This is a genomic window from Stenotrophomonas sp. 57 (assembly GCF_030291075.1).
GTDB lineage: Bacteria > Pseudomonadota > Gammaproteobacteria > Xanthomonadales > Xanthomonadaceae > Stenotrophomonas.
The window spans coordinates 1,641,411-1,654,564 of record NZ_CP127407.1 but is presented as its reverse complement, the minus strand read 5'-3'; the positions used below and the strand labels follow the sequence as shown (position 1 = coordinate 1,654,564).

Below are 13,154 nucleotides of genomic sequence, written 5' to 3'. Positions count from 1 at the left end.
ATGCGAGCCGCCGGTCCTACCCTGCCGGCGGTCACGACCGACATCGAACCGTCATAGGCAGACCTGCGCCGGCGGTTTACCCTGTGCGCATGTCGCACCCAGAAGACGAAGATCCCGCCGCATTGTTCCGTGCGGCCATCGGCGAAGTGACGCCGCTGCGCAAGGATGCCGAGCCGGCCCCTGCCGCGCCCCGGCCGAAACCGCGCGCGCGCATGGCCGAACGCGACGAGGCCGAAGCCGCCGGCGAGTTCGCCCGGCTGCTGCGCGACAGCACGCCGCTGGAAGCCGGCGACGTGGCCAGCTATCGCCGCGACAACCTGCCACCGCGCCTGTTCCAGCGCCTGAAGCGTGGCCAGTATTCGGTGCAGGACGAACTGGACCTGCATGGTGCCACCGCCGCGCAGGCGGAGACGCTGCTGCGCCAGTTTCTGCTGGAAGCGCATGCACATGAGTACGGCTGCGTGCGCATCATCCACGGCAAGGGATTGCAGTCCGACGCTGGCGCGCCTGTACTGAAGAACCTGGTCGACCGCCTGCTGCGGCTGCGCAACGACGTACTGGCGTTCCATTCGGCGCCGACCGGGCAAGGCGGTACTGGCGCGGTGCTGGTGTTGCTGGCGCGGCGGTAAAGAAGGGGACGCTCTGTCTCCAGGTAGAGTCGACTGTCAGTCGACTGCTCTTCCAGCGGCACGCGAAAACCGCGCGCCCTGCTCAGGCCTGCGAGGCGTCTTCGACAGGGCCGAGCTCGTGCAGCACGGCGGTGGCGTAGCAGCCGGGCGGCAACGCAAACGACAGTTCCAGCACGTCGTCGGCCAGCCACTGATGCTGCAGCAACGCCGGGCGCAGGCGCAACGCGCGGCGCTCCTGTTTCAGGCGCGCATCTTCCAGGCCGGCCCGCAGTGCCTTCGACTCGTCGTCGTCCAGCGCGGCCAGCTCCAGCTCACGTGCAGCGTCGGCGCTGCGCAGCTCGCCTTCGCCCCACAGCGGCGCGCTGGGATGGATGTCGAAACGCGCCAGGCGCTCGGCCAGCACATCGGTGTACGGCTCGGGGCCGAACACGCTGCGGCTGCCATCGAGCATCCACACTTCCCCCTCCAGCGGCTGATCCCAGTTGCCCTGCTCCACGCGCGCGGCCAGCACGCGATTGAACAGCGCCGAGCGGGCGGCTGACAGCAGCAGCGAGCGCTGATCCTTGCGCATGCGGCGGCCACCGAACATCGCCAGTGCGGCCGGCACGTTGCCGCCGTCGCGGCCAAAGCGTTGCTCGCCGAACCAGTTCGGCAGACCGCGCGCGGCAATCTGCTGCAGGCGCTCGCTGATCGCGGCGGCATCGCCCTGCACTTCACGCAGCACCAGCCTGAAGCGGTTGCCGGCCAGTGCGCCACGCTGCAGCTTGCGGTTGTGCCAGGTCGCTTCGAGCACTTCCATCTCGTCACTGGCGAGCTCGGCCAGGTCCGGCGCGACGCGCTTGGGCAGGTGCACGCTGAAACGCTGGGTGGTGACCGCGTGACGATCCTTCATGCCGGCGTAGCTGACCGCCATTTCCGGCAGGCCGGCCCACTTGGCCAGCAGCTTTGCCACATGCACGGTGTTGGCACCGCGCTTGCGGATATGCAGCAACAGGTGCTCGCCTTCACCGGTGGCCTCGAAGGCCGGCAGTTCATCCACCTGGAAATCGTCCGGCGTGGTGCGGATGCGCGCCGTCAACAACGGTGCACCGAACGCGAGCGGCAACGGGATCATGCCGCCACCAGCAACACGACCGCCTGTGCGGCAATGCCTTCACCACGGCCGGTGAAGCCCAGCTTTTCCGAGGTGGTGGCCTTGACGCTGACCGCATCCAGCGGCAACTGCAGCAGTCCGCCGATGCGCTCACGCATGGCCAGCGCATGCGGGCCGACCTTGGGCCGCTCGCAGATCACGGTGATGTCGGTGTTGCTGACACGCCAGCCGCGCTCGCGCAGCAGGCTGTCGCAATGGCGCACGAAATCGCTGCTGTCGGCGCCCTTCCAGCGGTCGTCACTGGGCGGGAAATGCTGGCCGATGTCACCCAGCGCCAGCGCACCGAGCATCGCATCGCACAAGGCGTGCAGGATCACGTCGCCATCGCTGTGCGCAAGCACGCCACAACTGTGTGGAACGTTCACGCCGCCAAGCATGATGTGATCGCCTTCGCCGAAGGCATGGACGTCGTAGCCCTGGCCGATGCGGACGGGCGGGAACGGTGCGGTGCTCATGGATGCAACCCTTGCAGCAGGGCCGCGCGGGCATTCAGCTGGCGCGGCGGGAAAGTACGAATTCGAACCGGTCCAGATCGGCCGGGGTGGTGACCTTGAAGTTGTCCTCGCTGCCTTCCACCAGCAGCGGGCGCTGGCCCTGGCGCTCCATGGCCATGGCCTCGTCGGTGACTTCGACACCGGCGGCAGCGGCGTCGGACAGCGCGCGACTGAGCTGGTGACGGCGGAACAACTGGGGGGTCAATGCGCGCCACAGGCGCTCGCGCGGTTCGGTGCCATCGATGCCACCGTCGTCACCCGCACGCTTGAGCGTGTCGCGCACCGGGGCAGCCAGGATTGCGCCGACCGGGTCGGCACGGCCGACCTCAAGCAGGCGGCCGAGATCGGCCGGAGAAAGGTTCGGCCGCGCGGCATCGTGGACCAGTACGAACTCATCAGCACGCACCGTCTCCGGCAGCGCCTGCAGGCCAGCCAGCACCGAAGCGGCACGGGTCGCGCCACCGATGCAGGTCAGCACCGGCTTGCCCGCCCACTTGTTCCAGCCGGGCCAGTCGGCGTCGTCCTGGCCGATCACCACCATCGCCCCGGCCACGGCCGGGTGCGCCAGCAGGGCGTCCAGGGTATGGGCAAGCAGGATCTGCCCACCTGCCTGCAGGTACTGCTTGGGCAACGGCGCGCCGAAGCGGGTGCCACGCCCAGCAGCCGGAACCACGACCCAGATGGCCGCACTCATGGCACGTCCGCCGGGTGCTCGCCGACCTGCGCGCTGACGCTCGCCGCAGGCTGCGCCGGATGCACCGGCGCATCCTCGACCACGCGGTAGAACTTTTCGCCAGGCTTGATCATGCCGAGCTCGCTGCGCGCGCGTTCCTCGATGGCGGACTGGCCTTCCTTGAGGTCCTTCACTTCGGCAGCCAGCGCATCATTGCGCTGCTGCAGGCCCTCATTGTCCCGCTCCTGGTTGGCGACCTGGGCTTCGAGCATCATCACTTCACCCGAATTGCCCGGACCGAACCAGAAGCGGTACTGCAGCCAGCCCAGCAGCAGGGCCAGCACCAGCAGCATCCAGCGCCAGTCGCGCATCGGCTCAGCGCTTCAGCGAAACGAACGCGTCACGACCGGCGTAACGCGCGCCGGCGCCGAGGGCTTCCTCGATGCGCAGCAGCTGGTTGTACTTGGCCACGCGATCGCTGCGGCACAGCGAGCCGGTCTTGATCTGGGTGGCGGTGGTGGCCACGGCGATGTCGGCGATGGTGGTGTCTTCGGTTTCGCCCGAGCGGTGCGAGACCACGGCGGCATAGCCGGCGCGATCGGCCATGGCGATCGCTTCCAGGGTTTCGCTCAGGGTGCCGATCTGGTTGACCTTGATCAGGATCGCGTTGGCGGTGCCCGAGTCGATGCCTTCCTGGAAGATCTTCGGGTTGGTCACGAACAGGTCGTCGCCGACCAGCTGCACCTTCTTGCCGATGCGGTCGGTCAGCAGCTTCCAGCCGGCCCAGTCGTTCTCGGCCAGGCCATCTTCAATGGTGATGATCGGGTACTGCGCGGCCCAGTCGGCGAGGAAGTCGACGAACTGCTCGGAGGTCAGGCGCTTGTTCTCGCCGACCAGGTTGTACTTGCCGTTCTCGAAGAACTCGCTGGAAGCCACGTCCAGGCCCAGCAGCACGTCTTCACCGGCGGTGTAGCCGGCCTTGCCGATCGCTTCGAGGATGGTGTCCAGCGCTTCGACGTTGCTGCGGAAGTCCGGCGCGAAGCCGCCTTCGTCGCCGACCGCCGTGCTCAGGCCGTGGCCCTTCAGCACCGACTTCAGCGACTGGAAGATTTCGGTACCGGCGCGCAGCGCTTCGGAGAACGAGGTGAAGCCGACCGGCAGCACCATGAACTCCTGGAAGTCGACGTTGTTGTCGGCATGCGCACCGCCGTTGATGATGTTCATCATCGGCACCGGCAGCGACGGGGTCACGCCGGTCTTGGCGGCCAGGTACTGCCACAGTGCCTGCTTGCCCGATGCGGCGGCGGCATGCGCGGCGGCCATCGAAACACCCAGCAGTGCGTTGGCGCCCAGGCGGCCCTTGTTCTCGGTGCCGTCGAGGTCGATCAGGCGACGGTCGAGGCCGGCCTGGTCGGTGGCCTCGAAGCCCTTCAGCGCGGCGGCAATCGTGGTGTTGACGTTGTCGACGGCCTTGCGCACGCCCTTGCCCAGGTAACGGGTCTTGTCGCCGTCACGCAGCTCGACCGCTTCCTTGGTGCCGGTCGAGGCGCCGGAGGGAACCGCGGCACGACCGAACGAACCGTCCTCCAGGATGACTTCGGCTTCCAGCGTGGGGTTGCCACGGCTGTCGAGGATTTCACGGGCGTGGATGCTGCGGATCGTACTCATGGTCGGGCCGGTTACCTGTCTGGAGAGGGGGCGACAAAACGAATGCCGCGTGATTATCCCCGGCTGCCCGCCACTTGCCAAATGGCGCGGGCGCCGTCAGGCCAGAGTGGCCCCGATCACCATCAGGATCAACGACATCATCACCACCAGCAGGCCACCGGCAATGGCGGCCACTACGCCGCCGCGGCGGCAACGCCAGGCCATCACCATCGCCACCAGGCTGCCAAGGAAGGACAGCACGAGCACGGCCAGTGCAGCCAGGATCCAGTACTGCATGGCCTGCATGCCATGGCTGCCATCCCCGGGCGAACCGAAACTGGCGGCGAAGGCGAATACAGCTGCCACCAGGCCGGCCCAGGCAAGAACAGCCAGCGCCAGCGCGATCAGGCCCCAGGGCCGATCACGGGTTGCCAGGGTCGCATTCATCAGAACAGCCCGTAGAACAGGGCACCAAGCCACAGCGACAGCAGGATGATCGCCAACCCGGCGGCCACCTTGCCACGGTTCAGGCGCCAAGCCAGTGCGGCGGCAACGACGCATCCCACGGCGCCGACCAGCTCTGCAACCAGCAGCGCAATGAAGTACGCGCGCAGATTGAGCGCGCTGCCGCCATCACCCGGTGGGCGCACGGACGCTGCGCCGATCAGCACCAGCCCGAACATACCCACGGTGAACAGCGCGGCCAGGGCCAGTGCGATCAAGCCCCACGGCCACTGCTTCCAGTGCCGGCGGCGGCGCTGGTTTTCCAGCGCCAGCCACGGGTCACGACTCACGCGAAGCGCGAGAAGCCGTGCTTCTTGGTCACCGCATCGAGTTCCATCAGGGTCTCGAGCAGCGCTTCCATCTGGTCCAGCGGCCATGCATTGGGGCCATCGGACAGCGCCTTGGACGGGTCTGGATGGGTCTCGGCGAACAGGCCGGAGATGCCCACCGCCACGGCGGCACGGGCCAGAACCGGCACGTGCTCACGCTGGCCACCGGAACTGGTGCCCTGCCCACCCGGCAGCTGCACCGAATGGGTGGCGTCGAACACCACCGGGCAACCGGTCTCGCGCATCACCGCCAGCGAACGCATGTCGCTGACCAGGTTGTTGTAGCCGAAGCTGGCACCGCGCTCGCAGACCATGATCTGCTCGTTGCCGGTGGCCTTGGCCTTCTCCACGACCGGCTTCATGTCCCACGGCGCCAGGAACTGGCCCTTCTTGATGTTGACGGGCTTGCCGGCCGAGCACACCTTGCGGATGAAGTCGGTCTGGCGGACGAGGAACGCCGGGGTCTGCAGCACGTCCACCACCGAGGCCACTTCGTCCATCGGGGTGTATTCGTGAACGTCGGTCAGCACCGGCACGCCGATCTGCTTCTTGACCTCGGCCAGGACCTTCAGGCCCTCTTCCATGCCCGGGCCGCGGAAGGCGGTGCCCGAGGTGCGGTTGGCCTTGTCGAAGCTGGACTTGAAGATGAAGTTCACACCGAGCTTGTCGGTGATCTCCTTCAGCTTGCCGGCGGTATCAAGCTGCAGCTGCATCGACTCGATCACGCAGGGGCCGGCGATCAGGAACAGGGGCTGGTCCAGCCCGACCTCGAATCCACACAGTTTCATGGCGTTTCCTTGTTGTCCGCAGCACCGGACGGGCCGGTGCGCTGGGGGTTGAAGCATGCAGGATGGGGGCCGAAGCCCCCATTCACAAGTCAGGCGCGCGCTTCGGAAAGCAGCTTGCCGCCGGCCTTGCGCTCGCGCGCGGCACGGATGAAACCGATGAACAGCGGGTGGCCGTCACGCGGCGTGGACAGGAATTCCGGGTGCGCCTGGCAGGCCAGGAACCACGGGTGCGCGTCGCGCGGCAGTTCGACCACTTCCACCAGGGTGTCGTCCATCGACTTGCCGGCGATCACCAGGCCAGCATCTTCCAGCTGGGTGCGGTAACGGTTGTTGAACTCGTAACGGTGGCGATGGCGCTCGGCGACGACGTCCTTGCCGTACAGTTCGCGGGCCAGCGTGCCCGGCTTCAGGCGTTGTTCCTGCAGGCCCAGGCGCATGGTGCCGCCGAGGTCGCTCTTGTCGTCGCGCTTCTCGACATCGCCGGTAGCGGTGCGCCATTCGGTGATCAGGCCGATCACCGGGTTCGGCGACTGGCGGTCGTTCTCGGTGCTGTTGGCACCTTCCAGGCCCACCACGTTGCGCGCGTAGTCGACAACGGCCGCCTGCATGCCGTAGCAGATACCGAAGTACGGCACCTGCTGCTCGCGGGCGAACTTCGAGGTCAGCACCTTGCCTTCGAAACCACGGTCACCGAAGCCACCCGGCACCAGGATGCCGTCGACATCCGCCAGTGCAGCCATGTCGGTGCCTTCCAGGTCCTGTGCTTCCAGCCACTTCAGGTTGACCTTGGTGCGCTGGCGCAGGCCGCCATGCTTCAGCGCTTCGCCGACCGACTTGTAGGCGTCCTGGTGATCGACGTACTTGCCGACCACGGCGATGGTCACTTCGTCCAGCGGGTGCAGGGTCGCATCGACCGCGTCTTCCCACATCGACAGATCAACCGGGCCCGCCTTGTCGGCCAGCTTCAGCTGATTGACCACGATCTCGTCCAGACCCTGTGCATGCAGGCCCGACGGGATGCGGTACAGCACGTCCACGTCCGGCACGCTGATCACCGCGCGTTCGGACACGTTGGTGAACTGGGCGATCTTGCGGCGCTCCGAATCCGGCACCGCCTGTTCCGAACGGCAAAGCAGCACGTCCGGCTGGATGCCGATCGAGCGCAGTTCCTTCACCGAGTGCTGGGTCGGCTTGGTCTTCAGCTCGCCGGCGGCGCCGATGTACGGCACCAGGGTGAGGTGCATGAACAGCGCCTTCTCCGGGCCGCGCTCGGTGCGCACCTGGCGGATCGCTTCCAGGAACGGCAGCGACTCGATGTCGCCGACGGTACCGCCGATCTCGACCAGGGCCACGTCGTAGCCTTCGGTGGCTTCATCGATGCAGCGGCGGATCTCGTCGGTGATGTGCGGAATGACCTGCACAGTCGCGCCCAGGTAATCGCCGCGGCGCTCCTTGCGGATCACGTTCTCGTAGATGCGGCCGGTGGTGACCGAGTTCTTGCGGCTCAGGCGGGTGCGCACGAAGCGCTCGTAGTGGCCCAGGTCGAGGTCGGTCTCGGCGCCGTCGTCGGTGACGTAGACCTCACCGTGCTGGAACGGGCTCATGGTGCCCGGGTCGACGTTGATGTACGGGTCGAGCTTCATCATCGTGACCTTCAGGCCACGGGCTTCGAGAATGGCGGCCAGTGACGCAGCGGCAATGCCTTTGCCGAGCGAGGACACCACGCCGCCGGTTACGAAAATCAAGGGAGTCATGGCTGCAAGCATCCTGTCTGGAAATGGAAAACGGCAACACCACGCGCACCCGGAGGGCGGGCATGGAGCTTGAAGGGGGTTTTCCGGTTCGCTGGGGCAGCGAGGGAGGTGCTGGGCCGTGCGGCGGCAGGCGCCGGACGGGGACCACCCTGCGAGGTCGGGGCGGCCGTGCCGGTCAAATCGACCGTCACCTGCGACCCGCATTGCTGGCGACCACGCATGGTCGTGCCAGCCCATTCGCAAAGGGTGGACACGCACTTGCTCCCGGAAAGCCATAGTTTACAGATTGATGGCCGCCAACCCAAGAGGCAGTTGCGGCCATCCCCCAAAAGAAACGCCCCGCTGGGCGGGGCGTCGGGGGGCGAATCCCTTGCGGCAAGGGCTTCAGAGCGCGGAAGCGTTACTTCTTCTTCCTCGCCTCTTCTTCCTCTTCCTGCTGCGGGGCCGGCTGGCCCTGCGCCTTCATTTCGGCATTGGCCTGGGCGCGGCGCTTGGCCTTGGCATCGGCTTCAGCCTGTGCCTTATCGGCCTGGTCACCCTGCTGCGGGGCCGGCTGGCCGGCGTTCTGCGCCACCACCATCGGCACTGCAACGGCGGCGGCGGCCAGGATCGCAATGGTCAGCAACTTCTTCATGAGGTCTTCCTCGCGGTATGGCTTGGATGTTTCGACCCAACGGGGGTCGCCGGCGTTCAGACTCCAGCGACTGCCATTTTACCCCCTCCCCGCCGCCGAGGCTGAACCGCAGGCGTGCAAATTCGCCGCACAGACCGCACACTTGCGCGTCGCTCCGCGCTTTAGAAGATAGATGAACGCCCGCTATAACGCCGCCGATATTGAAGTCCTGTCCGGCCTTGACCCGGTCAAGCGCCGTCCCGGCATGTATACCGACACCGCGCGCCCGAACCACCTGGCGCAGGAAGTGATCGACAACTCGGTGGACGAGGCCCTCGCCGGCCACGCCCGCTCGATCGAGATCACCCTGTACAAGGACGGCAGCGTGGAAGTCAGCGATGACGGCCGCGGCATGCCGGTGGACATCCATCCGGAAGAGAAGATCCCCGGTGTCGAGCTGATCCTCACCCGCCTGCATGCGGGCGGCAAGTTCAGCAACAACAACTACACCTTCTCCGGCGGCCTGCACGGCGTCGGCGTCAGCGTGGTCAACGCGCTGTCGACCCTGGTGGAAGTGCACATCAAGCGCGAAGGTGCCGAACACCGCATCACCTTCCGCAACGGCGACCGCGCTACCCCGCTGGAAGTGGTCGGCAGCGTCGGCAAGAAGAACACCGGTACCCGCGTGCGCTTCTGGCCGGATCCGAAGTACTTCGATACGCCGAAGTTCGCGGTGCGCGCGCTCAAGCACCTGCTTCGCGCCAAGGCCGTGCTGTGCCCGGGCCTGACCGTCAAGCTGACCGACGAGGCCACCGGTGAAGTCGACACCTGGTACTACGAAGACGGCCTGCGCGATTACCTGAAGCTGGAGCTGGGCGAGCGCGAATCGCTGCCGGCCGACCTGTTCGTCGGCAACCTGAAGAAGGACACCGAGGTGGTGGACTGGGCCGTGGCCTGGCTGCCGGAAGGCGAGCTGGTGCAGGAAAGCTACGTCAACCTGATTCCCACCGCCCAGCACGGCACCCATGTCAACGGCCTGCGTACCGGCCTGACCGAGGCGCTGCGCGAGTTCTGCGACTTCCGCAACCTACTGCCGCGTGGCGTCAAGCTGGCCCCGGAAGACGTGTGGGACCGCGTGTCGTTCGTGCTGTCACTGAAGATGACCGACCCGCAGTTCAGCGGCCAGACCAAGGAACGCCTGTCCTCGCGCCAGGCCGCCGGTTTCGTTGAAGGCGCCGCCCACGATGCGTTCAGCCTGCTGCTGAACCAGAACGTGGAGCTGGGGGAGAAGATCGCGCAGATCGCCATCGAGCGCGCCAGTGCGCGCCTGAAGTCCGAGAAGCTGGTCGTCCGCAAGAAAGTCACCCAGGGCCCGGCGCTGCCCGGCAAGCTGGCCGACTGCATCAGCCAGGACCTGTCGCGCACCGAGCTGTTCCTGGTGGAAGGTGATTCGGCAGGCGGCAGCGCCAAGCAGGCCCGCGACAAGGACTTCCAGGCCATCATGCCGCTGCGCGGCAAGATCCTGAACACCTGGGAAGTTTCGTCCAACAGCGTGCTGGCCTCGGAAGAAGTGCACAACCTGGCCATCGCCATCGGCTGCGACCCGGGCAAGGATGACATCAGCGGCCTGCGCTACGGCAAGGTCATCATCCTGGCCGACGCGGACTCCGACGGCCTGCACATCGCAACGCTGCTGACCGCACTGTTCCTGAAGCACTTCCCGGCGCTGGTCGATGCCGGCCACGTGTTCGTGGCGATGCCGCCGCTGTTCCGCATCGACGTGGGCAAGCAGGTGTTCTACGCCCTGGACGAAGAAGAAAAGCGCTCGATGCTGGACAAGATCGAACGCGAGAAGATCAAGGGCGCCATCAATGTGACCCGCTTCAAGGGCCTGGGCGAGATGAATCCGCCGCAGCTGCGCGAGTCGACCATCCACCCCGATACGCGCCGCCTGGTGCAGCTGACCGTGGACGATCGCGAACAGACAAGTTCGCTGATGGACATGCTGCTGGCCAAGAAGCGCGCCTCCGACCGCAAGGGCTGGCTGGAGTCGAAGGGCGACCTGGCCTCGCTGGAAGTCTAACTCCCGCAACCCTCCTGTAGAGCCGAGCCCACGCTCGGCTGCATTCCGCGTCGTGCCGGGCAGCCGAGCATCGGCTCGGCTCTACAGAGATCCCGCCGCCATCGGCAAACCCTGCGGCGCCATAATGCGCGTCCACCCGTGTGGACCATCGTATTGGCCAGCCACTCGTTGCTGTTCCCCGCCCTGCCGCTGCACAGCGCGCGTTTGGTGCTGAGCCCGATCCGCCGTGACGACGCGGCCGCGCTGTTCACGCTGCAATCCAACCCGGATGTAATGCGCTGGTGGAACCACCCGGTCTGGACACGTCCGGCCGAGGCCCGCGAACAGATCGACGACGATCTTGCCGCGCACGCCATCGGTACCCAGCTGAAGCTGGCCGTGCGCGAATCATTGGACGGTCCGCTGCTGGGCATCTGCGTGGTGTTTGCCATCGATCGTGACGCCGCGCGGGCAGAGATCGGCTATCTGCTTGCACCCGACCGCCAGGGCCAGGGCTACATGCACGAGGCCCTGCAGCAGATGCTGGCCTATCTGTTCCGAACCCTGCACCTGCACCGCATCGAGGCCGAGATCGACCCGCGCAATGTGCCGTCGGCGCGCGTGCTTGACCGCCTCGGCTTCCGCCGCGAGGGGGTGCTGCGCCAGCGCTGGCGCATCCAGGGCGAACTTTCGGACTCGGCCGTCTACGGCCTGCTGGCTGACGACGCGGCGACAACCGCCCTGCCCGCTTGACCCAATCTGGCCGCAAGCCGTTGCGGCTCGTGGCCATGCCTTTGGACACATACGGCCCGGGCATCACCGGCCTAGCATCGGAACCCCCTTCCGCTGCCGATACGGTGTCATGAAGTCCCTGCTGCACACTGCCGCGCTCTGCGTCGGCCTGCTCATCGCCCCTGCCACGGTACTGGGCGCGCCCGCCGCCGACGCCAAGCCCGACCCGAAGGACGACAAGACCGAAGCTCCCACGCTGCCCGCCGATGCGTCGGTCCGCCAGACCATGCGCCTGGCCGGCCGCACGCTCGACTACACCGCCACCGTCGGCACCCTGCCGGTGCGCGACGACAAGGGCAAGGTGATCGCCGATGTGGTGTTCACTGCCTACACGATGGCGGGCAAGGATCGGCCGGTGACGTTCGCGCTCAATGGCGGCCCCGGTGCCTCGTCGGTCTACCTCAACATGGGCGCGATCGGGCCCAAGGTGGTCACCTTCGGTTCGGAAGGCGACAGCGCCTCGGCCCCCGCCACGCTGCACGACAACCCGGGCACCTGGCTGGACTTCACCGACCTGGTGTTCATCGATCCGGTCGGCACCGGCTTCAGCCGCGCGCGCATCGGCGACGATGAAGCGAAGAAGCAGCTGTACAACCCCGGCGCCGATATCGAATACCTGTCGCGCTCGATCTACGACTGGCTGCTGCGCAACCAGCGCATGGCCTCGCGCAAGTACCTGACCGGCGAGAGCTACGGCGGTTATCGCGGCCCGCGCATCACCCACTTCCTGCAGACCCGGCTGGGCGTGGCGATGAACGGCCTGGTGCTGGTCTCGCCTTACCTGAGCCCGACCCTGGAAGACAACGCCGACGTCTCGCCGATGGCGTGGATGCAGACGCTGCCGTCGATCGCCGCAGCGCACCTGGAGCGCCAGGGCAAGCTGACCGACGCGGCGATGCGCGAGGTGGTCGAGTACACCCGCGGCGACTACGCCACCGCGTTGATGAAGGGCCGCAGCGATCCGCAGGCGACCGAAGCGATGCTGCGCCGGGTGACCGAGCTGACCGGGCTGGACCCGCAGTTCGTGCGTCGCGCTGGCGGCCGCCTGGAAACCCAGGCCTACCTGCGTGAGGTGTTCCGCGACAAGGGCACGCTGGGCAGCCGCTACGATTCCAACGTGACCGCCTTCGATCCGTTTCCGAACGATCCGGAGCAGCGCGCCAACGATCCACTGCTGGACAGCATCATCGCGCCGACCACCACCGCGATGGTCGACTTCGTGACGCGTGTGGTCGGCTGGAAGGTGGATGCGCGCTACCAGGCGCTGAACTACGACGTGAACCGGCTGTGGGACCGCAATGGCGATCTGCGCCAGGGCGCGGTGACCCAGCTGCGCCAGGCGGTGGCGATCGACCCGCATCTGCAGGTGCTGATCGTGCACGGCTGGAATGACCTGTCGTGCCCGTTCATGGGTTCGATCCTGACGGTGGACCAGATGCCGGCGATGGGCAGCAACCCGGACCGGGTGCAGGTGCGCAGTTATCCGGGTGGGCACATGTTCTACAGCCGGGCGGACAGCCAGGCGGCGTTCCGCAAGGATGTGCAGGCGCTGTTCCAGCGCAATTGAGGGGTTCGGCCGGGCCTGCGGCCCGGCACCCGCTGACGGCAACGGCAACGGCGACTGCAAAAGCTGGCTTCCTGAGGGCTGGCGAGGTGGGGTGGGGTGGGGTTGCAGGACACGCCGTAAACCCATCCTTGGGGGCTCGATGGCGCCAT

Annotated in this window: 14 protein-coding genes; 4 read left to right on the top strand and 10 right to left on the bottom strand. The window is 66.9% G+C overall.

All coding sequences use genetic code 11. The annotated features are described in order from the left end of the window. Nucleotides 1-89: 89 nt before the first annotated feature. Nucleotides 90-629 carry a Smr/MutS family protein gene (locus QP512_RS07665; protein ID WP_286071590.1) on the top strand — a complete coding sequence of 180 codons (540 nt, stop codon included), beginning with the start codon at nucleotides 90-92 and terminating at the stop codon, nucleotides 627-629. Between the two features lie 82 nt (nucleotides 630-711). On the opposite strand, the gene truD is transcribed toward QP512_RS07665, so the two are convergent. The 10 genes from truD to QP512_RS07615 all read right to left on the bottom strand — a co-directional run bounded on the left by truD (nucleotide 712) and on the right by QP512_RS07615 (nucleotide 8,605). Beyond that, nucleotides 712-1,743, bottom strand: a complete 1,032-nt coding sequence (truD, locus tag QP512_RS07660; RefSeq protein ID WP_286071589.1) for a tRNA pseudouridine(13) synthase TruD — start codon at nucleotides 1,741-1,743, stop codon at nucleotides 712-714. Next, complete coding sequence (gene ispF, locus QP512_RS07655) at nucleotides 1,740-2,237, bottom strand: 2-C-methyl-D-erythritol 2,4-cyclodiphosphate synthase (protein ID WP_286071587.1); 498 nt, start codon at nucleotides 2,235-2,237, stop codon at nucleotides 1,740-1,742. The genes truD and ispF overlap by 4 nt, the downstream gene beginning before the upstream one ends. Before the next feature lie 34 nt (nucleotides 2,238-2,271). After that, the gene (gene ispD, locus QP512_RS07650) at nucleotides 2,272-2,970 is read right to left on the bottom strand and encodes a 2-C-methyl-D-erythritol 4-phosphate cytidylyltransferase (protein WP_286071585.1); all 699 of its coding nucleotides are present in this window, start codon (nucleotides 2,968-2,970) and stop codon (nucleotides 2,272-2,274) included. Beyond that, nucleotides 2,967-3,320 carry a cell division protein FtsB gene (gene ftsB / locus QP512_RS07645; protein ID WP_019338191.1) on the bottom strand — a complete coding sequence of 118 codons (354 nt, stop codon included), beginning with the start codon at nucleotides 3,318-3,320 and terminating at the stop codon, nucleotides 2,967-2,969. The genes ispD and ftsB overlap by 4 nt, the downstream gene beginning before the upstream one ends. A 4-nt stretch (nucleotides 3,321-3,324) precedes the next feature. Next, on the bottom strand, nucleotides 3,325-4,617 hold the full coding sequence (gene eno / locus QP512_RS07640; protein ID WP_286071583.1) for a phosphopyruvate hydratase: 1,293 nt from the start codon (nucleotides 4,615-4,617) through the stop codon (nucleotides 3,325-3,327). Between the two features lie 96 nt (nucleotides 4,618-4,713). Next, entirely contained in the window at nucleotides 4,714-5,043 is a 330-nt protein-coding gene (locus QP512_RS07635) for a hypothetical protein (RefSeq protein WP_286071582.1), read from the bottom strand. After that, the gene (locus tag QP512_RS07630) at nucleotides 5,043-5,390 is read right to left on the bottom strand and encodes a hypothetical protein (RefSeq protein WP_286071581.1); all 348 of its coding nucleotides are present in this window, start codon (nucleotides 5,388-5,390) and stop codon (nucleotides 5,043-5,045) included. The genes QP512_RS07635 and QP512_RS07630 overlap by 1 nt, the downstream gene beginning before the upstream one ends. Then, nucleotides 5,387-6,217: a 3-deoxy-8-phosphooctulonate synthase gene (kdsA, locus tag QP512_RS07625; RefSeq protein ID WP_010485995.1), complete on the bottom strand. Its 831-nt coding sequence runs from the start codon at nucleotides 6,215-6,217 to the stop codon at nucleotides 5,387-5,389. Before kdsA ends, QP512_RS07630 begins: the two co-directional genes overlap by 4 nt. Before the next feature lie 89 nt (nucleotides 6,218-6,306). Further along, complete coding sequence (locus QP512_RS07620) at nucleotides 6,307-7,971, bottom strand: CTP synthase (RefSeq protein ID WP_005408998.1); 1,665 nt, start codon at nucleotides 7,969-7,971, stop codon at nucleotides 6,307-6,309. A gap of 400 nt (nucleotides 7,972-8,371) precedes the next feature. Further along, the gene (locus tag QP512_RS07615) at nucleotides 8,372-8,605 is read right to left on the bottom strand and encodes a hypothetical protein (protein ID WP_286071580.1); all 234 of its coding nucleotides are present in this window, start codon (nucleotides 8,603-8,605) and stop codon (nucleotides 8,372-8,374) included. 172 nt (nucleotides 8,606-8,777) lie between these two features. Here QP512_RS07615 and parE point away from each other — a divergent pair, with 172 nt between their 5' ends. The 3 genes from parE to QP512_RS07600 all read left to right on the top strand — a co-directional run bounded on the left by parE (nucleotide 8,778) and on the right by QP512_RS07600 (nucleotide 13,005). Continuing rightward, nucleotides 8,778-10,667 (top strand): DNA topoisomerase IV subunit B, encoded by a 1,890-nt coding sequence (parE, locus tag QP512_RS07610; RefSeq protein WP_286071579.1) that lies wholly within the window; start codon nucleotides 8,778-8,780, stop codon nucleotides 10,665-10,667. A 153-nt stretch (nucleotides 10,668-10,820) separates the two neighbouring features. Next, nucleotides 10,821-11,399 (top strand): GNAT family protein, encoded by a 579-nt coding sequence (locus QP512_RS07605; RefSeq protein ID WP_286071578.1) that lies wholly within the window; start codon nucleotides 10,821-10,823, stop codon nucleotides 11,397-11,399. A gap of 109 nt (nucleotides 11,400-11,508) precedes the next feature. After that, nucleotides 11,509-13,005 carry a S10 family peptidase gene (locus QP512_RS07600; RefSeq protein ID WP_286071577.1) on the top strand — a complete coding sequence of 499 codons (1,497 nt, stop codon included), beginning with the start codon at nucleotides 11,509-11,511 and terminating at the stop codon, nucleotides 13,003-13,005. The last annotated feature ends 149 nt before the right edge of the window (nucleotides 13,006-13,154 follow it).

Bases quoted from the DNA above. Each gene is read 5' to 3' on its own strand.
- QP512_RS07620 (WP_005408998.1), bottom strand. From the start codon at position 7,971: ATGACTCCCTTGATTTTCGTAACCGGCGGCGTGGTGTCCTCGCTCGGC.
- ispD (WP_286071585.1), bottom strand. From the start codon at position 2,970: ATGAGTGCGGCCATCTGGGTCGTGGTTCCGGCTGCTGGGCGTGGCACC.
- QP512_RS07615 (WP_286071580.1), bottom strand. From the start codon at position 8,605: ATGAAGAAGTTGCTGACCATTGCGATCCTGGCCGCCGCCGCCGTTGCA.
- truD (WP_286071589.1), bottom strand. From the start codon at position 1,743: ATGATCCCGTTGCCGCTCGCGTTCGGTGCACCGTTGTTGACGGCGCGC.
- QP512_RS07635 (WP_286071582.1), bottom strand. From the start codon at position 5,043: ATGAATGCGACCCTGGCAACCCGTGATCGGCCCTGGGGCCTGATCGCG.
- ispF (WP_286071587.1), bottom strand. From the start codon at position 2,237: ATGAGCACCGCACCGTTCCCGCCCGTCCGCATCGGCCAGGGCTACGAC.
- QP512_RS07600 (WP_286071577.1), top strand. From the start codon at position 11,509: ATGAAGTCCCTGCTGCACACTGCCGCGCTCTGCGTCGGCCTGCTCATC.
- parE (WP_286071579.1), top strand. From the start codon at position 8,778: ATGAACGCCCGCTATAACGCCGCCGATATTGAAGTCCTGTCCGGCCTT.
- eno (WP_286071583.1), bottom strand. From the start codon at position 4,617: ATGAGTACGATCCGCAGCATCCACGCCCGTGAAATCCTCGACAGCCGT.
- kdsA (WP_010485995.1), bottom strand. From the start codon at position 6,217: ATGAAACTGTGTGGATTCGAGGTCGGGCTGGACCAGCCCCTGTTCCTG.
- QP512_RS07665 (WP_286071590.1), top strand. From the start codon at position 90: ATGTCGCACCCAGAAGACGAAGATCCCGCCGCATTGTTCCGTGCGGCC.
- ftsB (WP_019338191.1), bottom strand. From the start codon at position 3,320: ATGCGCGACTGGCGCTGGATGCTGCTGGTGCTGGCCCTGCTGCTGGGC.